This is a genomic window from Flavobacterium hiemivividum (genome assembly GCF_004349145.1).
Classification (GTDB): Bacteria; Bacteroidota; Bacteroidia; order Flavobacteriales; family Flavobacteriaceae; genus Flavobacterium; species Flavobacterium hiemivividum.
In genome coordinates this window covers 676,685-699,040 of the sequence record NZ_SMFO01000001.1, presented here as the reverse complement: position 1 = coordinate 699,040, position 22,356 = coordinate 676,685, and the positions used below count along the sequence as shown (strand labels likewise).

15 protein-coding genes are annotated in these 22,356 nt (G+C 34.8%); 9 read left to right on the top strand and 6 right to left on the bottom strand.

What is annotated here, in order from left to right; genetic code table 11:
* Positions 1 to 38: 38 nt before the first annotated feature.
* The 5 genes from porZ (at position 39) to E0F98_RS03080 (ending at position 7,827) form a co-directional block, all read left to right on the top strand.
* The gene (gene porZ, locus E0F98_RS03100) at positions 39 to 2,327 is read left to right on the top strand and encodes a type IX secretion system anionic LPS delivery protein PorZ (RefSeq protein ID WP_132109075.1); all 2,289 of its coding nucleotides are present in this window, start codon (positions 39 to 41) and stop codon (positions 2,325 to 2,327) included.
* A gap of 62 nt (positions 2,328 to 2,389) precedes the next feature.
* Positions 2,390 to 3,103: a DNA repair protein RecO gene (gene recO, locus E0F98_RS03095; RefSeq protein WP_132109073.1), complete on the top strand. Its 714-nt coding sequence runs from the start codon at positions 2,390 to 2,392 to the stop codon at positions 3,101 to 3,103.
* Positions 3,104 to 3,235: 132 nt separating this feature from the next.
* On the top strand, positions 3,236 to 6,697 hold the full coding sequence (gene ileS, locus E0F98_RS03090) for an isoleucine--tRNA ligase (RefSeq protein ID WP_132109071.1): 3,462 nt from the start codon (positions 3,236 to 3,238) through the stop codon (positions 6,695 to 6,697).
* Positions 6,698 to 6,700: 3 nt separating this feature from the next.
* Positions 6,701 to 7,081, top strand: a complete 381-nt coding sequence (locus tag E0F98_RS03085) for a TraR/DksA family transcriptional regulator (protein WP_132109069.1) — start codon at positions 6,701 to 6,703, stop codon at positions 7,079 to 7,081.
* Positions 7,082 to 7,203: 122 nt separating this feature from the next.
* Positions 7,204 to 7,827 carry a lipoprotein signal peptidase gene (locus E0F98_RS03080; protein ID WP_132109067.1) on the top strand — a complete coding sequence of 208 codons (624 nt, stop codon included), beginning with the start codon at positions 7,204 to 7,206 and terminating at the stop codon, positions 7,825 to 7,827.
* 293 nt (positions 7,828 to 8,120) lie between these two features.
* Here E0F98_RS03080 and E0F98_RS03075 read toward each other — a convergent pair whose 3' ends face one another.
* From E0F98_RS03075 to E0F98_RS03050, 6 genes are all read right to left on the bottom strand, one after another.
* Entirely contained in the window at positions 8,121 to 11,984 is a 3,864-nt protein-coding gene (locus E0F98_RS03075; RefSeq protein ID WP_132109065.1) for a TIM-barrel domain-containing protein, read from the bottom strand.
* Between the two features lie 423 nt (positions 11,985 to 12,407).
* On the bottom strand, positions 12,408 to 12,743 hold the full coding sequence (locus tag E0F98_RS03070) for a hypothetical protein (RefSeq protein ID WP_132109063.1): 336 nt from the start codon (positions 12,741 to 12,743) through the stop codon (positions 12,408 to 12,410).
* An 84-nt stretch (positions 12,744 to 12,827) separates the two neighbouring features.
* The gene (locus tag E0F98_RS03065) at positions 12,828 to 13,415 is read right to left on the bottom strand and encodes a hypothetical protein (protein WP_132109061.1); all 588 of its coding nucleotides are present in this window, start codon (positions 13,413 to 13,415) and stop codon (positions 12,828 to 12,830) included.
* Between the two features lie 318 nt (positions 13,416 to 13,733).
* Complete coding sequence (locus E0F98_RS03060) at positions 13,734 to 13,931, bottom strand: hypothetical protein (RefSeq protein WP_132109059.1); 198 nt, start codon at positions 13,929 to 13,931, stop codon at positions 13,734 to 13,736.
* Between the two features lie 38 nt (positions 13,932 to 13,969).
* Positions 13,970 to 14,542, bottom strand: coding sequence for a 5-formyltetrahydrofolate cyclo-ligase (locus tag E0F98_RS03055; RefSeq protein ID WP_132109057.1), 573 nt, complete (start codon positions 14,540 to 14,542; stop codon positions 13,970 to 13,972).
* Positions 14,532 to 15,506, bottom strand: coding sequence for a succinylglutamate desuccinylase/aspartoacylase family protein (locus E0F98_RS03050; RefSeq protein ID WP_132109055.1), 975 nt, complete (start codon positions 15,504 to 15,506; stop codon positions 14,532 to 14,534). Before E0F98_RS03050 ends, E0F98_RS03055 begins: the two co-directional genes overlap by 11 nt.
* Before the next feature lie 138 nt (positions 15,507 to 15,644).
* On the opposite strand from E0F98_RS03050, the gene uvrC reads away from it, so the two are divergent.
* The 4 genes from uvrC (at position 15,645) to hppD (ending at position 22,334) form a co-directional block, all read left to right on the top strand.
* Positions 15,645 to 17,444 (top strand): excinuclease ABC subunit UvrC, encoded by a 1,800-nt coding sequence (gene uvrC / locus E0F98_RS03045; protein WP_132109053.1) that lies wholly within the window; start codon positions 15,645 to 15,647, stop codon positions 17,442 to 17,444.
* Between the two features lie 58 nt (positions 17,445 to 17,502).
* Entirely contained in the window at positions 17,503 to 19,704 is a 2,202-nt protein-coding gene (locus tag E0F98_RS03040) for a patatin-like phospholipase family protein (protein WP_132109051.1), read from the top strand.
* 183 nt (positions 19,705 to 19,887) lie between these two features.
* Entirely contained in the window at positions 19,888 to 21,051 is a 1,164-nt protein-coding gene (locus E0F98_RS03035; RefSeq protein ID WP_132109049.1) for a homogentisate 1,2-dioxygenase, read from the top strand.
* A 122-nt stretch (positions 21,052 to 21,173) separates the two neighbouring features.
* On the top strand, positions 21,174 to 22,334 hold the full coding sequence (hppD, locus tag E0F98_RS03030) for a 4-hydroxyphenylpyruvate dioxygenase (protein WP_132109047.1): 1,161 nt from the start codon (positions 21,174 to 21,176) through the stop codon (positions 22,332 to 22,334).
* The last annotated feature ends 22 nt before the right edge of the window (positions 22,335 to 22,356 follow it).

Sequence of the window (22,356 nt, the reverse complement as noted above, 5' to 3'; positions counted from 1 at the left end):
TATATTATATTTGTGAATAATAAGTACTACCATTTATAATGAAGAAATTATTTTACAGCCTTTTTATTTTACTACTCACACAAATGGGTTTTTCCCAAAACAATTTGTTGTGGCAAGGCTATTTTTCATATAACGAGATTAAGGATATTTCTGTCTCTCCAACCACAATTTTCGCGGCCTCAGAAAACGCTTTGTTTTCTAAAAATAAAGTCGATAACCAAATCGTAACTACCAATACTGTTGATGGACTTTCGGGGCAAACAATTAGTTCTCTTTACCACAGTACTGCATTTAATAAAACGCTTGTTGGCTATGAAAACGGCCTTGTAATAGTGATTAATGAGTCGGACAGCAAAATGTTGAACGTAGTTGATATTATCAACAAACAACTTCCTTCAAATAGAAAGAAAGTAAATCATTTTATGGAATTTGAGGGAATTGTCTATGTTTCTTGCGACTTTGGTATTGTACAATTTAATTTAAAAACAATGCTTTTTGGCGATACCTACTTCATTGGGGATGGCGGTGCAGAAATAAGTGTTAGACAAACTGCAATTTACAACGGATATATTTATGCTGCTACAAATACCGGTGTTCGTCGTGCTCTAATTTCGAGTAAAAACTTAAATGATTACAAGCAATGGGAATTGGTTACAGCTGGAAATTGGTCAGGTGTAGAGGCTTTTGGAACGGAACTAATTGCAGTTGATGATTCAGGAAATGTGAATAGATATAATGCGAGTTCGAATAGATTTATCGTGTTTGTGACACTATCTCAGCCTGCAGTGGACATTAGAGTTAATGAGAATTATTTGATCCTAACTACAGCTAACACTATTAACGTTTTTAATAAACAATTTGCGCCGGCACGTCAATTAAACAGCAATCAAATTCCAGAGTACAGCGCCATTTTTAGCTGCGCTGCAAGTATTGACGATGTGCTTTACATTGGTACAAAAGAAAACGGTTTGCTGACATCCACAATTGCAATAGCGTCTACTTTTGAAAATAGTACGCCAATGGGCCCGTCCAGAAATAATATTTTTGCTTTTCAAACTACTTCAAGTTCCTTGTGGGCAGTTTATGGAGACTATGACGTTTCTTATAATCCGTATGACTTAGATAGTTATGGCATTAGTAAATTCAGTCAGTCGGGCTGGTTAAATATTCCTTATAAATCAGTTTTAGATGCTAAATCAATCTGTAGAATAACGGTAAATCCTAATAAAGAGGATGAGGTTTATGCGAGTTCTTTCTTTTCGGGATTATTGAAAATCGAAGCAGACATTCCCACATTTTTATACAATCAAGCCAATAGCGGTCTAGAATCGTTAAAATTTGCAGGGACAAATTATGTCGATGTTCGAATAAATGGAGCAGCATTTGATAAATCTGGTGATTTATGGGTGACGAATAGCAGAGTAAAAAACGGATTAAAAGTACTGAGAACAAATGGGCAATGGCAGAGTTTTTCGACGGAAAATATTTTAGATGCAAGTGAAGATAATAGTTTTGGTAGAATGGTCATTGATAATAAAGGCACAAAATGGATGGCGACAAATAGAGACGGTGTTGTGGGTTTTAACGAAAGTAATAATGCCTTCAAAAAGATCACAATGGGCACTGAAAAAGGAAATTTGCCAGCTTCAGATGTTAGGGCCGTAGCTGTTGATAATCGAAATCAACTATGGATAGGAACTATAAAAGGCTTGCGCGTATTGTCTAATGTGGGGAGTTTTCAAACAGACAATCAGCTAACGGCAAGTCCTATAATTATAGTCGATGATAATCTCGCGCAAGAATTGCTTTATGAGCAATTTATCACAGATATTGCAGTTGATGGTGCCAATAATAAATGGATAGGAACCGCAGATTCTGGTTTGTTTATGGTTTCTCCAAACGGTCAGGAAACTAAATACCATTTTACGATAAACAATTCTCCACTGCCCAGCAATATTATAAACGACATTGATATAAATAGCGTTACAGGCGAAGTTTTTATTGCAACTGCTAAAGGGCTCGTTTCGTTTAAAGGGACAGCAACACAAGCCAACGAGGATTTGACGGATGCTTATGTTTATCCAAATCCAGTACGACCAGACTATGAAGGAACGGTTAAAATCGCTGGTTTGATCAATAAGGCAAATGTGAAAATTACTGATATTGCGGGTAATTTAGTTTTTGAAGCTATTTCAGAAGGCGGCACAACTGAATGGGATACGACCGCTTTTGGGAAATACAAGGTGGCTTCGGGAGTGTATATGATTTTCATATCGGCGCAAGACGGAGTGGAAACCAAAGTTAAAAAAGTAATGATAATAAGATAATGTTTGTGGTCGTGAGTTTATAATTTATTAGAAACTTAAACTTTAAACTTTAAACAAAAGAAATGCAAGTCAAAACTAAAGCGATAGTTCTTTCATCGATAAAATTTCAGGAAAAAAGCTTGATTGTAAAATGCTTTACTCAATCTCATGGATTAAAGTCTTATTTCGTTCGCGATGCTTTTTCTGGTCGAAAATCAAATCAGAAAATTGCTTATTTCCAGCCTTTGTCTATTCTCGAAATAGAAGCGGTACACAAGAACAAGGGAACGCTCGAGAACTTTAAAGAAATTAAACTAAGCACGCCTTTCCAGACGATACATTCTGATATTTATAAGAGTACGATTGTGATGTTTGTTTCAGAAGTTTTGCATCATTCGATCCATGAAGAGGAAAAGAATGAAGCTCTTTTTGACTTTCTAGAAGCGGCTCTATTATGGTTAGATAATCACGATGAAATCGCCAATTTTCATTTGATTTTAATGCTGGAAGCTACAAAATACTTAGGTTTTTATCCTGATATTTCTGACATGGACATGTCTTTTTTCGAAATGAACGAAGGTGTTTTTTCGCCTTTTCACGCCATTAGTTCGCTAACAGAACATGAAACCAATTTGTTGAAAAAACTCATTGCCTTACGATTTGATAACGACCAGAAAATCTTCCACGTTATTGAAAGACAGCTTGTCCTGAAAATTCTGATTGATTATTATACCCTGCATCTTGATGGTTTTAAAAAACCAAAATCATTAGACGTTTTAAAGGAGGTTTTTTCATAAAAACCTACAAATTGAATCAATTTCTGATTGGTTTACCGAATTGTACTACTACCTACCGCTATTTATGCTTTACTTTTCTTTGTTTTATTCAAAATTCCTTACTTTCGCACCTCGATTAAAGAAAAGGATAAAATGAGCACAAAATTTACTGAATACAAAGGACTTGACTTGCCAACTGTAGCGTCAGAAGTACTTGATTTCTGGAAGAAAGAAAACATATTTGAGAAGAGTGTAACAACCCGTGAGGGGAATGAACCATTCGTATTTTTTGAAGGGCCGCCTTCAGCAAATGGTTTGCCTGGAATTCACCATGTAATGGCACGTGCGATTAAAGATATTTTCTGCAGATATAAAACTCAAAAAGGTTTCCAAGTTAAGCGTAAAGCCGGCTGGGATACTCATGGATTACCTGTAGAATTAGGTACGGAGAAAGAACTGGAAATTACTAAAGAAGACATAGGAACAAAAATTTCCATCGAAGAATATAACGAGGCGTGTAAAAAAACCGTAATGCGTTATACTGATGTATGGAATGATTTAACCGAAAAAATGGGCTATTGGGTAGATATGGAAGATCCATATGTGACTTATAAGTCTAAATATATGGAAACGGTTTGGTGGCTGCTTAAACAAATCTATAATAAAGATTTGATGTACAAAGGCTACACCATTCAGCCTTATTCTCCAAAAGCAGGTACAGGATTGAGTTCTCATGAAGTGAATCAGCCCGGAAGTTATAGAGATGTAACCGACACAACGGTTGTTGCGCAATTCAAAGTTTTGGAATCGTCAAGAGAACTATTGCTTTCGAAGTTTTATGATTACATCAGTTCAAAAAATTTACAACATTATAAGTTATCAGTTTTAGACCTTGATGAGGTTTATTTCTTGGCTTGGACGACAACACCTTGGACCTTGCCATCAAATACAGCTCTGACTGTAGGTCCAAAAATCGATTATGTTTTAGTGAAAACCTTCAATCAATATACATTTTCATTAACGAATGTTATTTTGGCTAAGAATTTAGTTGGAAAACAATTTGGGAAAGGTTTTTATGAAAGTAAAGACTTTACTGATTTTGAAAATTTCAAAGAAGGAGATAAAAAAATACCATACCAGATTCTTGCAGAATGTAAAGGAGCAGATTTGGTTGGAATTCGTTACGAACAATTATTACCATTTGCATTGCCTTATCAAAACCCAGAAAATGCTTTTAGAGTAATTTCAGGGGATTTTGTAACAATCGAAGACGGAACAGGAATTGTACATACAGCACCTACTTTCGGTGCTGATGATGCAAAAGTAGCGAAAGAAGCGACACCTGAAGTTCCGCCATTATTGGTTTTAGATGCAAGTGGAACTCCAGTTCCATTAGTAGATTTACAAGGGAAATTCACTTCGCATATGGGTAAATTTGCCGGAAAATATGTGAAAAACGAATATTATGACGATGGTGATGCGCCAGAACGCTCTATTGACGTCGAGCTTGCTATTCTTCTAAAAGAAGAAAATAAAGCATTTAAAGTAGAGAAATATGTCCACAGTTATCCTCATTGCTGGAGAACGGATAAGCCCATTTTATACTATCCGCTTGACTCTTGGTTTATAAAAATTACTGAGGTAAGAGACAGAATGTTTGACTTAAACGAAACCATCAACTGGAAGCCAAAATCGACAGGAGAAGGACGTTTTGGAAACTGGATAAAAAATGCCAATGACTGGAATTTGTCGCGTTCTAGGTTTTGGGGAATCCCATTGCCAATCTGGAGAACAGAGGACAAACAGGAAGAAATTCTTATAGGTTCTATTGGAGAATTATACAATGAAATAGAAAAATCAATTCAGGCTGGTTTCCAAAATGAAAACCCTTTTAAAGGATTTGAAATTGGAAATATGGATGAATCAAATTATGATTTAATTGATTTACATAAAAATGTGGTTGATGAAATCACCTTAGTTTCTGCTTCTGGGAAACCTATGAAGCGTGAGGCTGACTTAATTGACGTTTGGTTTGACAGTGGAGCAATGCCTTATGCACAATGGCATTATCCTTTCGAAAACAAAGATAAAATTGACGACAATAAAGATTTTCCTGCCAATTTTATTGCGGAGGGAGTAGATCAAACCCGTGGTTGGTTTTACACATTGCATGCAATTGCGACTTTGGTTTTTGATAAAGTGGCCTATAAAAATGTAGTTTCGAATGGACTGGTTCTGGACAAAAACGGACAAAAAATGTCCAAACGTCTAGGAAATGCAGCAGATCCTTTTGAAACATTAGCTGAATATGGTCCAGATGCTACTCGTTGGTACATGATTTCGAATGCAAATCCTTGGGACAACTTAAAATTTGATCTTGAAGGAATCGCTGAGGTTCGTAGAAAATTCTTTGGAACGTTATACAACACGTATTCATTCTTTAGTTTGTATGCAAACATCGATGGATTTAAATATGAGGAAGCTGAAATTCCATTAGATAAAAGACCTGAAATCGATCAATGGATTATTTCAGAATTGAACACATTGATAAAAGAGGTAGATGGTTTTTATGCTGATTATGAGCCTACAAAAGCTGCTCGCGCCATATCTGATTTCGTTCAAGAAAATTTGAGCAACTGGTATGTTCGTTTGTGTAGAAGACGCTTCTGGAAAGGAGAGTATGCACAGGATAAAATTGCCGCTTATCAAACGTTATATACTTGTCTATTGACTATTAGTAAGCTGGGAGCGCCTATCGCGCCGTTCTTTATGGACAAGCTTTACAGAGACTTAACGATGGCAACACAATCAGAGCAATTTGATAGTGTACATTTGGCAGAGTTTCCAAAACACGTTGAAAACTTTGTTAATAAAATGTTAGAGAGTAAAATGCAGAAGGCTCAAACGATCTCCTCATTAGTTTTATCACTCCGTAAAAAGGAAATGATTAAGGTGCGTCAACCGTTGCAAAAGGTAATGATACCAGTACTTGACGATAAACAAAGGCTTGAAATTGAGGCGGTTTCTGACCTTATAAAAGCAGAGGTAAATGTTAAAGAAATCCTATTTTTAGATGATGCGTCTGGGGTTTTAGTGAAGCAAATTAAGCCAAATTTCAAGGCTTTAGGTCCTCGCTTTGGAAAAGATATGGGACTGATAGCTAAAGAGATACAAGGTTTTTCGGCTGAAAAAATCAATCAATTGGAAAGCAATGGCACATTAGACGTGGAAATTGCAGGAAAAAGCATAACTTTAACAATAGAAGATGTGGAGATTTCGTCCCAAGATATTGAAGGATTGTTGGTTGCTAATTCAAACGGAATAACGGTAGCGCTTGATATTGTTATTTCTCCGGAATTAAAAAAAGAAGGAATTGCAAGGGAATTAGTAAACAGAATTCAAAATATTAGAAAGGATTCTGGATTTGAAGTTACAGATAAAATAAAAGTACATTTGCAAAAAAATGATACTCTGGAAGAAGCAGTAATGCCAAATGTCGAATATATAAAATCAGAAACACTAACAGAAGAATTAGTTTTTGAGGAAAACATGAGTGAAGGAGTTGAAATTGAATTTGACGAGATAAAAACTAAAATAATAATTACAAATAAATAGATTATGGTAGAGGCACCAACAAGATACTCTGACGCTGATTTGGCAGAGTTCAAAGAGATAATTCTGAATAAGATACAGAAAGCGCAAGCAGATTTAGACTTGATTAAGAGTGCTTACATGAATGATTTGAATAATGGAACTGACGATACTTCGCCTACATTCAAAGCATTTGAGGAAGGTAGCGAATCTATGTCTAAAGAAGCAAACTCGCAATTAGCAATCCGTCAGGAGAAGTTTATTCGTGATTTAAAAAATGCATTATTCCGTGTAGAGAATAAAACATACGGTGTTTGTAGAGTTACAGCAAAACTAATTAGTAAAGAGCGACTTAAAATTGTTCCGCATGCAACAATGAGCATAGAAGCTAAAAATTTGCAACGATAAGAAATTTAAAATTTCACTACTAAAAATTCCAAATTCTAATAATAATTTATACAATTATTGGGATTTGGAATTTACTTTTTTTTTAGAATTTACCTATTTTTGCTCCACTTAAAATTTAAAAAATGTCATTACGAAAAGCGTATTTACTTATCTTCATTATATTAATCGTTGATCAAGTTTCGAAAATATATATTAAAACTAATTTTGTTTTAGGAGAAGAAGTAGAAGTCTTTAATTGGTTTAAAATTCTATTCATTGAGAATGAAGGAATGGCATGGGGTACTGAAATTCCTGGAGAATATGGTAAATTGTTCCTTACTCTATTTAGATTAGTAGCGGTTTGCGGAATCGGGTATTGGCTGTGGGATTCGGTAGAAAGAAAACACAGTTCAAATTACTTGATTGTCGCTGTTGCATTAATACTTGCAGGAGCTTTTGGGAACATCATAGACTCTGTTTTTTACGGTGTAATTTTCGATGATAGTCAATCTCAATTAGCGACTTTATTTTCAGAGCAGCCTTATGGTACTTATTTTCACGGTAAAGTAGTGGATATGTTTTATTTTCCTTTTTGGCATGGAATTTTACCAAGTTGGCTACCAATTTGGGGCGGAAAAGATTTTACTTTTTTCAATGCTATCTTTAATGTTGCCGATATGGCGATTTCAACTGGTGTTGGGATATTGATTTTCTTCAACAAAAAAGCATTCCATACTGAAGAAGATAGAGAAGGAATAGTGACCTAAACTATCTTATAGTTCTACTTTTACTAAAAACATAAAAGCCCTCTTGATAGCGATCGAGAGGGCTTTTTGTTAATTGTTGACAGGGATACTTCTACTACAGGACAAGCTTTATTCTATCTGGACAAGTTTAAATTACTGTTAGTATTTATAACTATAGTGAGTTTATCCGAGTGTGATTAAAGAGTATCCTTAATTCATTTTAGTAAAATTCTAATAAACTAAAAGTCCTTTCTCACGAATGAGAAAGGACTTTTAGGAAATTAATCACTTGATTCAACAAGTAAAAGGGGTTACTATAATTTAAGTGTATTCAAATTTTTGTCCACTAACATCATTTGCAATGGCTTCAAATTGAAGTTTACTTTTTGTTTGGCTTTCAACTTAATGATAAACAAGTCTGAATTTCCTTCGAGCGCTTCTTGTTTTCCAAGGTTGATAAAAGCAGGATACAATACTTTTTCACCGTTAGAGTGTAATCGGTCGTTAGTTAAGTTCTCCATTTTCTTAGTATTCAAAGGTTGGATTCCAACAAATTCATAGTCTTTCGTGCTGTATGGAAGTGCAAAACTCAACGCATTTACTGATTTCAGGTTTATACCCGAAACTTTAACTTCGATGATCTCCTCTTTATTATAGCTCTGTTTGGCTGTAGTCAAGGCAAGTTTTCCAGCCAAATTTTCAATTTTAGCATCGCTAATTCCGCCATCAATTTGAGTAGCCACTACTGAAACATCGTAAGCGTCAATTAGCTTGTTTTTGTTCACATCTCCATTACTTACATATCCTTCAAAATCAGCATCACCTTGACGTAAGCCCATATAGTTGATGTATGAGGTAAGGTCATTTCTATCAATCAATCGATCATTGTTGATGTCTCCTGGACGGTAACTTTCCGTTCCTGGAGCTTTGAAAACATATAATTCGCGGCCAGTACCAAAATTGCCAACTCCTTCGCTAACAGTAATTTTTATAAAGCGAGCTGTTAGTTGGTTGCTAAATATAAAGGTTTTAACGTCAGAATTATTTTTCCATTCAAATTCACCAGCTTCAGTCCAATCCTGTTTGTCATGGCTGTAATATACTTTTCCTTTTCGTAAATTACCATTTCCACCACTCATTCTTGGTAAATAATCGAATCGATCTAATTGATTGATGGTGTTTAAATCAATAATCATTTCAAAAGGAATTGCATTTGCATCCCATTTGGTATGCCACATATTAGCCTCATCATAATCAAATAACTGCTCGATTCCAGAACCATCTTGATCTGCTACATTCAATGTTGCGGTGATTCCTTTTATAGCAAATTCTAGAGGATTATTCTTCGTTTTTGCGTCGAATGTTGTCCAAGCAGAATTCCCGCTTTTGTTTACTGCACGTACTTTAAAACTATAATCAGTTTCAGCATTTAAGCCATCAAACAATAATTCAGTCCCTTTGATAGTCGTATAAAGCATCCCGTTGAATTCCACTTCGTAGAAATCAGCATTAGTGACTTTATTCCAAGTTGGTTTCAAAGTATAAGGTTCTGCATTCGCATCAGAAACTGACGCGTTTGTTGGGGCTGTTAAAACTCCGTTAGTTAATTTATAACTATCAGCAGGTGCAAAACGGAAACCTTTTACTTCAACAGTTACTCCATTTTTAGTAGTATTAGTCGAAGCTAATTTTACTAAAATCTGTGGGTTTTTAGTAATTTTTACATTTTCAAATTCACTTCCTTTTGTTGCAAACTGGTTCAAATTTGGGGCAGCATTATAGAAATATACATTTTCTTTACTTACATAATCTGCTAGCGAAATTGCCTTTGCCAATTTAGTTTTACTGTTGCCAATTTTAGCCATCAGTTTTTTAGGCTGTTGCGTTACATTAATCTTAAATTCGGTTACTTTTTCTTTTATAAAACCATTAAAATCTCCTTTTGTGGGCTGGATTGTGATGATAGCTTTATCTTTTTTAACTTCCGATTGGATTACTGTTAAAGTTCCTTTTCCAGCTTTATACCCTTCAGAAACTCCATCGTCATCGTATTCTGTAAACGACGACTTCCCTTCAGGATAAATTTCATAAATACGCAATTTCGTATTGATTTCAGCCACATTATTATTTGGATTCACCATTGGAATAATAGCACCATTTTTTACAAAAACAGGCAATTTCCACACTGGACTTTCAAATTGATTGATGATGCGATTTCCTTCGTATTTTTCACCGTTAAAATAATCAACCCAAGTTCCTTCTGGCAAATAGATTCCGTTGCGGATATCATTTCCTTTATCATCTGATTTTGTTGCTTGATAAATAGGTGCCACTAAGAAATTTGGCCCATACATAAATTGGTATTGGGTTGCTTTTCCTTGGGTATAGGCATTTTTGGATTCTAAAAACATCGGTCTGATAATTGGTAAACCATCTACGGCTTCCTTTGCAATACTATATGCGTATGGCATAAGTTCCGATTTTAATTTTAGATAATGTCTGTTGATAGAAGTCACCGGTTCGTCTAAAGCATGCGGATATTTTGGGTTAGAACCCCAACCGTCCATGTTCAATTGCATAGGCGTAAAGGTTTTCCACTGGAAATCTCTAGTGTTTACAATTGGGTTTTTACCTCCAAAAATTCCATCCACATCCGAGGTAATGTTAGGTTGTCCTGATAATCCAGAACCTAAATAAGTAGGAATGTGAAAACGAATGTATTCCCAAACGCCGCCCGTTTGATCACCCGACCAAATAGTTGCGTAACGCTGTGTTCCGGCCCATCCGTCAAGCGAAATGATAAAAGGTCTTGCATCATTACCGTATTTTGGCATAATAATTCCCGCATCGGCAACGCCATTTAGCCCAAAAGAATATCCTTCTCCAACCCACGCCACATCAGTTTTAAGCACACGAACGCCGGCGTCTCTAACTTCTTTGATGATATCTCTCTGCAATAACGCACTAATTCCCTCTTTTGGATGCAGATCAGATTGTGTCCAAAGACCAATTTCGACCCCGTTTTTTCGAGCATAATCGCCTAAGCTTTTTAAGTTTTGAATGTTTCCATCCAAAGTTTCGGTTTGACCATAACCAGCTCCATAACCATCATTTGGTAAAATCCAACCTAACGGCATATCGTGTTTTTTATAGCGATCGATAACGCCACGAGCGGAGAATTGATAATTATTTTTTTCGCCATTTAAAGATTCTTTGATACCGGTATCATCTTTTTGACTTTCGGAATAGGTTTTTCCGTCTTCAAATAAAATTCCTTTTGGTGATTCTTTCCAATAATCACGGTTGTAAGCATTCAAATGTCCTTCGTAAAAACCAAATTTTGGTAACAAAACCGGATTCCCTGTCAACTGGTAAAAATCATTCAGCAAACCTGATACCGGTTCATTAATCATAAAGAAAACATCTAAATAATCCGTTTCATGTGAAAGCTGTACGCTACCTTTTGCTTTAGCACCAAAATCATATTTCCCCTTTTTGAACGTGTACCACATCATTCCGTATCCATTAGAAGACCAATAGTAAGGATTTGGCGAAGCCACGCCGCCATCAGTCCAACTGTTTTGGTTTTCGATAGCAATCGCTTTTCCTTTATGTGAAAAACGACCGTTTTGAACACCACCACCATAGAAATATTCTGTTGGGTTTTCTTTTAGAGTTAGCGTAACTTGCTTTTCTTCAAATGCAGGAAGAGCCGTTTCTTCAACAATAACAGCTTTAGTTTTCGAATTGATTATTTTGAATAAAGAGGTGTTTTTGTCAAAAACAATTTCGATTGCTGCAGTCGAAATAACCAAGTCTTTTACTTGATCATTAATATTCAAAGAAGCAACCGATTTTCTTGGATTATCTACTAATATATGTGCTTCCTGCTTTGCTTCTGGAGTGCGCATTGCTTTTCCAGAATTATCTTGGAACAATCTAAAAATGTTATCGCCATAAAAATCGAAAAGCATTTTTTGATTGTTTGAAAAAGTAACTTCAATAGTGGTAGGATTAATTTTTGCTGCTCCAGTAACTTTTACATTGGACTGTGATATTGTATTAATAGATTGATTTTCGTTGAGTTGTTGCGCTTGAAGATTGCTGATTGAGATGCTTGAGGCTACAGCAAATAAAACGCTGGCAATAGGTTTACCATTCCAGAATTTTGTTTTCATTTTTGGTTGAATTTATAATTGTTTTGTTTAACGTAAAAATAACAATCACTATTGAAGAAACAGTTCTGATTTCTTAATTAGTTGCAGATAAATCAAAGGAAACGGAGCTTATTTGTTATGAAAAATTAAGGTAATAGCGACAAAAACGACAATAGTCTCAAAAAAAGGAATCCCCGAAAAATAATTTAGTGGGTTTTGAAAATTAATTTGCTAGATTTTTAATTGCTATTTGTCGTTGATCAAAGTTTTAAATTCCTTTGCAATACTTCTTAGTTTTAAATAATTTAATATGGAATGAAAAGGAGATTTAGTTTCATTTCGACCTAAAGTGATTAAGTTTATAAAGATATGATTTCCGTTAAACAGTACTGTTAATGATTTTTCCCAACTAAATAAACCATTATTTTTTTTACTTCTTAACATCTATAAACCAGTGTCATTAATCTGTAAATCAAGGAATCTTTTTGATAAAATTTCAACAAATATTTTTCTGTCTTTATCCGGGTTTGGCATTTCAATTTTTAGAAGCTTATAAATATAATACCAAGAAACCAAGACAATGACATTTAAAGAAATAAGTGCAATTGTCCCGAATTCACTTACTGCATTTTTAGGGTTTAGTATCAATAATATCGTGAAAATACTCCAAGTTGAGTAAACAAGAATTTCGAAAATCTTTTCTAGAACGTATTCCCAATTTGGTTTGAATATCATTCTTTCTTTTTGAATGCTCTTTTGTTTGTCTATTCTGAGGCTCATTTTTTTAGCTTTTTTTTTATTGTCTGTACGGAACGAACCTAAAAAATAAATTAACCTAAACATCAAAGCTTGGTTATTCCTTTTTTATAAAGTATAACCAATTCTTAGGTGGAAATGTGGAGTGTATTGGTTTCTTTTTTCGGCTCCATCTACATTCTGGTAATTACCATTGTTATAATTTTCTTTCAGGTAGACGACACGGTAACCTAATCCAATTGCTGTTTCATAAGTAAAATGGCTGCCTATTTGTCGTTTTATTCCCCAAGTAGGGATAATAGCAAGATCTGCGGTTTTCGTTATTTTATCATCTAAGCCCAAAACAAACCAATCTGGATGATAGCTCGTTTTGATCGAAATATAATTTCCACTATTTTTAGTTGTTACATAGCTTTTAGTATTTCTTTTTTCTAAATTATAATAATATCTTGGTTCTATTGTTAGTACCGGTTGTAAGATGAATCCAGCTCCATCATAATGATCACCTACTGTAAAATCATGTTCCATTCCTATTTCGGTTCTTAAAGCAATACTATTGGATAACTTAGTTTCGTTGTTAAGCCAGATTCCGACAAGTCCAGTTTGAATTCCAAACATTGATTTTTCAACAGAATTATTTTGAGCGTTTGCGCCTAAGGTTAGTCCTAAAAACAGGAAAGTTATTGTTCTTTTCATTTGTAAGTTGTGTTGAAATGGTGTTTTTTATCGTTAGTGCTTTTCTTGAATTTCGAAGCTAAATTAATATTATTTCAGATAATTACTACAGAATGTTAAAATTATTCTCACAAAATATTTCTTAAGTATTTAATAAATAGAAAGCACTTTCTTTTGAATAGACTGTCCTTTTTTTTAGCTAAAAACAGACAGCAATAGCGCTGTTTGCTAACTAGTTCTACATGCCAGTTTAAATGCCGCTAATATTTGACTTTTTTCCATAAAAAATGCCCCAAATAGTGTCTAATTTTTTGGGGCAGTATAGGATTGGTCTTTTTTTTATCTTTTGTTATGTCCTGGCGCGTAGTGTTTTGCACTTTTATCGCCATTAATTTTTTTGGCTTGCCCTGGTGGGATTCTTTTCGCTTTGTAATTTGAACTGTGTGTTGTTGTTCTGAAGCTACAGCTTGACAATGACACAGTAAACAGAATAACCAGTAGGGTTACAGCAAATTTTGAAGTTTTAGTAACTTTCATAATTTATATTATTTTTTAGACTGCGAATTTAAGTGTTATTATTTGAACTTATAATTATTTTTTGGAGTAATGCAATAATCCAATTTCATATCTCCTTCATGTACATCATCGATCAGCTCTTCGGCATCAAAGAAGGAAAGTCCAATTTTAATCGTTTCGGGTTTACATTCAGAGAGGAATTTATCATAAAAACCTTTTCCATAACCCACGCGATGTCCTTTTTTATCGAAGGCTAAAAGCGGAACAAAAACAACTTCTATTTTGTTAGAAGGCACTTCGATACCATCAACAGGTTCTGGAATATTATATTCGTTTTTCTTGATTTTGGTATTATCTGTCAGTAGATAATGCATCATTTTTCTGGTCTCAAAATCGCTTTTAGAAATAATAATTTCCTTGTCTTTGCCAGAAAGCATATGCAAAATGAATTCAGTATCGACTTCTTTATGTTCTGTTATAGGTAAGAAAATATGAAAATAGGTTTTTTGCCAAATAGGAAGTGTTAGTAGTTTATTGGCAACAGTCAAACTCAACTCTTCTATTTCGGTGATAGAAAGTTTCTGTCTTAGATTTTTGTATTTCTTTCGTAAAACTTTTTTATTATTTTCCATCTGCAATTTTTTTAGATATATGATAAATAGCATCACCCTGATAAACAATTGGAGAAAGATTTGCGTTTATGATGTAGCCTTCATTAGGCGCGTTTACGGTTCGTTCAAATTCGCCAAAGGGATCTGTAATGATAGCAAGTAGTGTTCCTTTTTGAACATAGCGACCTATACAACCATTATCGTGCAATAAACCGGAACATTGCGCTCGTATCCAAGATGATTTTTCAATATAAATGGTATTCGACTCTGGTTCCTCAATAGCGTGTTCTGGTCCTAACATGTCAAGATACCTCAGTATTCTTTTTGCACCATGAACGCCAGAGTCTGAAACAGCCGTATTAATATTAAGCGATTTTCCGCCTTCAAAAAGCAACATTTTTACATTCAACGCTTCACTAGAATTCCTAAAGGAACCAGCAACGTTTTTAGAAAACAGTGTAAATGGAGCGTTAAACACATTGGCTAATGTTACTAATTCGGGGCTGTCAGGAGCAATTCGAATCTGTGGAGCGTTGAAACGGCTTGCACCTCCCGAGTGAAAATCTACAGCGTAATCAACTAAGGGCATAATTTCAGTATTCATGTGGTAGGCAAAGCGGCTGGCCAGAGAACCTTTTTTACGCCCTGGAAAAACACGATTCAAATCTCGGCCATCAGGGAACTTCCTGCTTTTATTAAGGAAGCCAAACATGTTAATAACAGGAATGCAAATGATTGTTCCTCTTGTAGGTTTGTTAATTTTCTTACTGATAAGTTGGCGAACAATCTCCACTCCATTGATTTCATCACCATGAATTCCCGCTGAAAAAAGGACAGTAGGACCTTCGATTTTAGAACGATGGATAATTATTGGAATTTTTAGCTCTGCCGTGTTGTGCAGTTTAGCAATTTCCATATCCACTGTTTTGCTTTCGCCTGGCAGAATAGATTCTCCTAAAATGAATATGGGTTTTGTGTTTTTCATGGTGGATTAAAAAATCAAAATTAGAGATTATTATTTGTTATTCGTAAATTTGGACTTAAATAGACAAATAACTTCAAACTAATAAGACCAATATACATCTCACTTAATTAAGATGTGTCTTTGTGAAATAACATTATAATGCAAAACCCAACGCTCGAACTTCAAATTCAAACCTTACCTGATGGACCCGGTGTATATCAATACTATGACAAAGAAGGGAAAATCTTGTATGTGGGGAAAGCTAAGAATTTGAAAAAAAGAGTGTCTTCCTATTTTAATAAAATTCATGACACAGCCAAAACCAATGTATTGGTAAAAAAGATTGTAAGTATAAAACACATTGTTGTTCCTACGGAAACTGATGCACTTTTACTAGAAAACAACCTTATAAAAACCTTGCAGCCGCGATACAATGTATTGTTGCGTGATGATAAAAGTTACCCTTGGATTTGTATTAAAAAAGAGCCTTTTTCCCGAATTTTTGCTACTCGAAGAATGGTGAAAGATGGTTCGGAGTATTTTGGTCCGTACACAAGTTTTAAAACGGTAAATACTATTCTTGAACTTATAAAAGAGCTGTATCCACTAAGAACATGTAATTATGATTTAAGTAAATCAAACATAGAAAGTGGGAAATTTAAGGTTTGTCTCGAATATCATATTGGCAATTGTAAAGGGCCTTGTGAAGGACTTGAATCTTTAGAAAATTATCAGAGTCAGGTCGACGCTATTCGAGAAATACTAAAAGGAAATTTCAAAGAGAGCATGAAAGACTTCAAGAGAGTCATGATGGAGTTAGCTCGAGATATGCATTTTGAAGAAGCGCAGAAAATCAAGGAAAAAATTGAAGTGCTTGAGAATTATCAGTCACGCTCCACGATTGTAAACCCGAAAATCACGAACATTGATGTGTTCTCCATAGTTTCTGATGAAAGTGCCGCTTATGTCAACTTTTTACAAATTTCTCATGGTTCGATTATTCGATCACACACCATGGAAATCAAGAAAAAACTGGAGGAAACAGATGCCGAATTATTAGAATTAGCAATAATCGAACTCCGAGAGCGTTTTCAGTTGTTGTCCAGAGAAGTTATAGTTCCGTTTGCTGTTGAATTAGGTGAGAATTTAAAAATTACCGTTCCGCAATTAGGGGATAAAAAACAAATATTAGATCTTTCTATTCGAAATGCAAAATTCTATAGAATTGAACAATTGAAGCAATTGCAAATTGTAGATCCAGACCGTCATACCAATAGGATTATGGCGCAAATGCAAAAAGACTTGCGATTGGCGGTCGAGCCAAGACATATTGAATGTTTTGATAATTCGAATATTCAAGGAACGAATCCAGTTGCGGCTTGTGTCGTTTTTAAAGATGGAAAACCAAGTAAGAAAGACTATCGCCATTTTAATATAAAAACGGTTGAAGGTCCTGATGATTTTGCTTCGATGACTGAGGTCGTGTATCGAAGGTATAAAAGATTACTAGATGAAAACCAACCTTTGCCACAGCTCATAATTATTGACGGCGGAAAAGGACAACTATCGGCGGCGCTAAAAAGTCTAGACGATTTAGAATTGAGAGGAAAAATAGCGATAATTGGTATCGCAAAACGACTCGAGGAATTGTTTTATCCTGGAGATTCAGTCCCTTTATATTTAGATAAAAAATCAGAAACTTTGAAAGTGATTCAGCAATTGCGAAATGAGGCACATCGCTTTGGGATCACACATCATAGGGATCAAAGGAGTAAAGCAGCGCTGAATTCCTCGATAGAATCTATTCCTGGAATTGGCGAAAAAACAATGTTGTCGTTAATACAACATTTTAAAAGTGTTAAAAGATTGAAATTAGCGACAGAAAAGGAAATTTCTGCCGTTATTGGTGTTTCAAAAGCCAAAAAAATTGTCGACTTTTACAAAATGGTAACTGAATGACCTTAAAATAAATAGTGTTTAAATAATCAGAAATACCATCAAAATCCGTACTCCTTATATGAAAAAACAGTCTTTTCTACTTTTAGTTTTCTTTAGTTGTTTGAGCTTGTTTTCACAAGAGCAGCACAGACCAAAAGTAGGATTGGTATTAAGCGGAGGTGGAGCAAAAGGGTTTGCTCATATCGGGGTTTTGAAAGTGTTGGAGGAAGCAGGGTTAAAGATCGACTACATTGGAGGAACAAGTATGGGGTCAGTTGTTGGTGGACTTTATGCCTCAGGATATACTGCAACTCAGATCGATTCTATTTTTGGTTCTACAAATTTTGATGAGTTAATAAATGATTTCATTCCAAGGTCTTCCAAGAATTTTTACGAGAAAAAAAACGATGAATTGTATGCCCTTGTACTACCGTTCAATAAATTTAAAATTGGAATACCAGAAGCGCTTTCGAAAGGAATGTATAATTTTAATTTATTAAGTAGACTTACAAGACACGTAAGGCATTTACGAGACTTCAATCAACTACCAACCCCTTTTTTATGCATTGCTTCGGATATTGAAACTGGTAAGCAAGTGATTTTAGATAAAGGTAATCTTGCACAAGCCATGATTGCTAGTTCAGCATTTCCATCCTTGTTTTCTCCAGTCGAGATCGATGGTGCGCTTTTAGTAGATGGTGGAGTGACTAATAATTACCCTATTGATGAAATAAGAAAACTTGGCGCAGATATAATCATTGGCGTAGATGTGCAAGACGATTTAAGAGATCGGAACTCGCTCAAAGATGCCACGAAAATTTTGGTTCAAATTACAAACCTTCATTCGATAGAAAAAATGAAGCGAAATGTATTGAAAACCGATATTTACATCAAACCGAATATTAAGGATTTTGGAGTTGTATCATTCGATAAAGGAAGAGAAATTATTTTAAAAGGGGAGGAAGCTACGTTCGCAGTTTACGAAAAAATAAAAGAATTAGTAGATGAGTCAAATTTCTATCGAAAGCCTAAATTAGTACTTCCAACAGATAGTTTACAAATTGTAGATATAAATTCTAGCGAATTAGATAATTACACTAAGGATTATGTGATAGGGAAATTGCGGTTTAAGTCTGGAGCTAAAATTAGTTATAAGCAGTTAGAGGCTGGGATGAATAATATAAATGCGACGGGTAATTTCAGGACTATTAATTATACGTTTGATTCTAATAATGAAGGAGATGACTTGAATCTTATCTTAAAAGAAAATAAAACAAAATCCTATCTAAAATTTGGGTTGCATTATGACGGTTTGTTTAAGAGCGCAGTCTTAGTAAACTTAACCCGTAAAAAAACATTGTTTAAAAATGATGTGGCATCCTTGGATATTGCTCTTGGAGACAACTTCAGGTATAATTTTGGGTATTATATTGAAAACGGATACAATCTAAGTTTTGGATTTAAATCCTTTTTTAATCAGTTCAATAAAAATATAACTGGTGCAATAAGTAATGCAGATCTCGAAAACTTAGGGATAAATGCAATAAACGTAGATTTTTCGGACATGACAAATCAGGTTTATTTTCAATCCTTATTTGTGCAAAAGTTTCTAATAGGAGGAGGTTTAGAGTATAAATTATTGAAGATTAAATCTGAAACATTAGCCAATAGCAATCCAACAATCGACAAAAGTGATTATTTAAGTGTTTTTGGATATTTAAATTATGATTCCTTTGATAACAAGTCTTTTCCTAGAAAAGGATGGTATTTTTCTGGAGATATTCAATCTTTTTTAGTTTCGTCCGATTATACAAAAACGTTTAATCCGTATTCAATTGCAAAAACTGATTTTGGATTTGCAGCGACAATTTTAAAAAACACTACAATTAAAATTCAAACGGAAGCTGGATTTGCATTTGGTGATGATAGTGTTAATTTCTTCAATTTTGTATTGGGAGGTTATGGTTACAATCAAATCAATAATTTCAGGCACTTTTATGGATATGATTTTTTAAGTATAGCAGCCAATAGTTACGTCAAGTCTACAGCGACAATTGATTATGAGTTTGTGAAAAAGAATCATTTTAATATTTCGGCAAATTTTGCCAACTTAGGCGACAGAATGTTTGAAAACATCAATTGGGTAGCACTGCCAAACTATTCTGGTTACGCAGTTGGTTATGGTTTAGAAACTATAATTGGTCCAATAGAAATTAAGCACACTTGGTCTCCAGAAACTAAAATGGGTCATACTTGGTTTAGTGTAGGTTTTTCATTTTAAATTTAATTTATATCAATATTAATTCCGATATTTGTTACAATGAAAACAAAATGGCTAGGTTTATTGGATTATCTTCAATTCCTCATCAAGAGAAATCCTGAGTGAGTAACTATTTTTTGATTTAACTTAGTGCGTTGTAAAGTAATCTCTACTTTACGCTGTTAAACTTATAAATAAACAATCATGCCATTATATCATAAATTGGGGACTTTCCCTCAAAAAAGACACACACAATTTGAAAAACCTGAAGGAGGTTTTTACTACGAACAACTCTTTGGAACAGAGGGTTTTCATGGAAATTCTGCATTGCTGTATCACGTCCATAGACCTACCCAAGTAAAAGAAATTATTAAGTCTTATTCTGTAGAGCCTAAAATTGCCATTGGTAAAAATATTAAATCTTTACTATTAAAAGGGTTTGATTTAAAAGCTGAAGATGATTTTCTTGACAGTCGCAAAGCATTGCTTGTGAATAAAGACTGTACGATAGGACTAGCGGCTCCAAAGAAATCATTGTGCGAGTATTTTTATAAAAATGCTGACGCTGATGAAATGATCTTCATTCATAAAGGGAAAGGGAAATTGCGTACCATGATGGGAAATATCCCATTTGAGTATGGAGATTACCTGATTGTTCCAAGAGGAATTATCTATCAAATTGATTTTGAAACCGAAGACAATAGATTGCTTTATGTAGAATCATTCGCGCCAATTTATACGCCAAAACGTTATAAAAATGAGTCAGGACAGCATCTAGAGCACGCTCCGTTTTGTGAACGCGATTTTATTTTGCCAAATGAATTAGAAACTCATAATGAAAAAGGAGACTTTCTCATTAAGATCAAGAAAGAAGGAATGATTCATGAGGTTGTTTATGCAACGCATCCTTTTGATGTGGTAGGTTGGGATGGCTACAATTTTCCTTATGGCTTCAGTATTCATAATTTCGAACCTATAACAGGACGTGTTCATCAACCACCACCGGTTCATCAAACATTTGAAACATCCACTTTTGTGATTTGTTCCTTTGTGCCAAGGTTGTACGATTACCATCCGAAAGCAATTCCTGCTCCCTACAATCATAGTAATGTCGATAGCGATGAAGTATTGTATTATGTTGACGGTGATTTTATGAGTAGAAATAATATCGAACAAGGACATATCACTTTACATCCAAAAGGAATTCCCCACGGCCCAGCTCCAGGAGCTATGGAACGCAGTATTGGTCACACAGAAACTCAGGAATTGGCTGTTATGGTCGATACTTTTAGAACACTTATGGTAACCGAAGAGGCAATGGGAATCGATGATGGTCAATATTATAAATCGTGGGTAGAAGCCCCCTAACTCCCAAAGGGGGAATTAGAAAACCTCAATTTTATCTAAGAATTTAAGCGCAATAATAATTTTAACTAAAATCCTATTGACCCCTAATAGGAATTCCCTCTTCGGAGGTTAGGGGGCTTATCATGGCAAAAGAAGTAAAATCAGTAGAATACGGATTAGAAAAAATATTTGAAGGAGCTCAAGATTTCCTTCCTCTATTAGGAACCGATTATGTAGAATTCTATGTAGGAAACGCAAAACAATCAGCACATTATTATAAAACGGCTTTTGGATACCAATCATTGGCTTATGCAGGCCTAGAGACAGGAGTAAAAGACCGTACGTCTTATGTGTTGAAACAAGATAAGATACGCATTGTTCTTACCACGCCTTTAATTCAAGATTCTCCTATACATGAACATCTAAGAAAACATGGAGATGGAGTAAAAGTAGCGGCTCTTTGGGTAGAAGACGCTACAAGTGCTTATGAAGAAACAATGAAGCGTGGAGCTCGTTCTTTTATGGAGCCTACAGTGGAGAAAGATGAGCATGGTGAAGTAATACGATCCGGAATTTATACCTATGGAGAAACGGTTCATATTTTTGTGGAGCGTAAAAACTATAATGGTGTTTTTTTACCAGGATATAAAGAATGGAAATCAGACTACAATCCAGAATCAACGGGATTAAAATACATTGACCACATGGTAGGGAATGTAGGTTGGAATGAAATGAATACCTGGGTAAAGTTTTATGAAGAGGTAATGGGATTTGTAAATTTCCTATCTTTTGATGACAAGCAAATTAATACAGAATACTCGGCCTTGATGAGTAAGGTGATGTCTAATGGAAACGGACGTATCAAGTTCCCTATAAACGAACCAGCCGAAGGAAAGAAAAAATCACAAATAGAGGAATACCTTGATTTTTATGGTGGACCAGGAATACAGCATATCGCCATCGCAACTGATGATATCATAAAAACAGTAAGTCAATTAAAGGCTAGAGGTGTCGAATTTTTGTCTGCTCCACCTCATACTTATTATCAGGCGATTCCGGAACGATTGGGAGAACACATGAAAATGATGAAAGAGGATTTAAATGAAATCGAGAAGTTGGCGATTATGGTAGATGCAGATGAAGAAGGTTATCTACTACAAATCTTTACAAAACCAGTCCAAGATAGACCAACTTTATTTTTTGAGATTATTCAAAGAATGGGAGCTAAAGGTTTCGGTGCAGGTAATTTTAAAGCTTTATTTGAGTCTATAGAGAGAGAGCAGGCATTGCGAGGAACGCTGTAAAAAGATGTTTTTTTTGCATTAT

What these genes read in the sequence shown, in the direction of transcription:
- ileS (WP_132109071.1), top strand. Translation starts at nt 3,236, where the DNA reads ATGAGCACAAAATTTACTGAATACAAAGGACTTGACTTGCCAACTGTA.
- E0F98_RS03080 (WP_132109067.1), top strand. Translation starts at nt 7,204, where the DNA reads ATGTCATTACGAAAAGCGTATTTACTTATCTTCATTATATTAATCGTT.
- E0F98_RS03050 (WP_132109055.1), bottom strand. Translation starts at nt 15,506, where the DNA reads ATGAAAAACACAAAACCCATATTCATTTTAGGAGAATCTATTCTGCCA.
- hppD (WP_132109047.1), top strand. Translation starts at nt 21,174, where the DNA reads ATGGCAAAAGAAGTAAAATCAGTAGAATACGGATTAGAAAAAATATTT.
- porZ (WP_132109075.1), top strand. Translation starts at nt 39, where the DNA reads ATGAAGAAATTATTTTACAGCCTTTTTATTTTACTACTCACACAAATG.
- E0F98_RS03055 (WP_132109057.1), bottom strand. Translation starts at nt 14,542, where the DNA reads ATGGAAAATAATAAAAAAGTTTTACGAAAGAAATACAAAAATCTAAGA.
- uvrC (WP_132109053.1), top strand. Translation starts at nt 15,645, where the DNA reads ATGCAAAACCCAACGCTCGAACTTCAAATTCAAACCTTACCTGATGGA.
- E0F98_RS03085 (WP_132109069.1), top strand. Translation starts at nt 6,701, where the DNA reads ATGGTAGAGGCACCAACAAGATACTCTGACGCTGATTTGGCAGAGTTC.
- E0F98_RS03065 (WP_132109061.1), bottom strand. Translation starts at nt 13,415, where the DNA reads ATGAAAAGAACAATAACTTTCCTGTTTTTAGGACTAACCTTAGGCGCA.
- E0F98_RS03035 (WP_132109049.1), top strand. Translation starts at nt 19,888, where the DNA reads ATGCCATTATATCATAAATTGGGGACTTTCCCTCAAAAAAGACACACA.
- E0F98_RS03040 (WP_132109051.1), top strand. Translation starts at nt 17,503, where the DNA reads ATGAAAAAACAGTCTTTTCTACTTTTAGTTTTCTTTAGTTGTTTGAGC.
- recO (WP_132109073.1), top strand. Translation starts at nt 2,390, where the DNA reads ATGCAAGTCAAAACTAAAGCGATAGTTCTTTCATCGATAAAATTTCAG.
- E0F98_RS03070 (WP_132109063.1), bottom strand. Translation starts at nt 12,743, where the DNA reads ATGAGCCTCAGAATAGACAAACAAAAGAGCATTCAAAAAGAAAGAATG.
- E0F98_RS03060 (WP_132109059.1), bottom strand. Translation starts at nt 13,931, where the DNA reads ATGAAAGTTACTAAAACTTCAAAATTTGCTGTAACCCTACTGGTTATT.
- E0F98_RS03075 (WP_132109065.1), bottom strand. Translation starts at nt 11,984, where the DNA reads ATGAAAACAAAATTCTGGAATGGTAAACCTATTGCCAGCGTTTTATTT.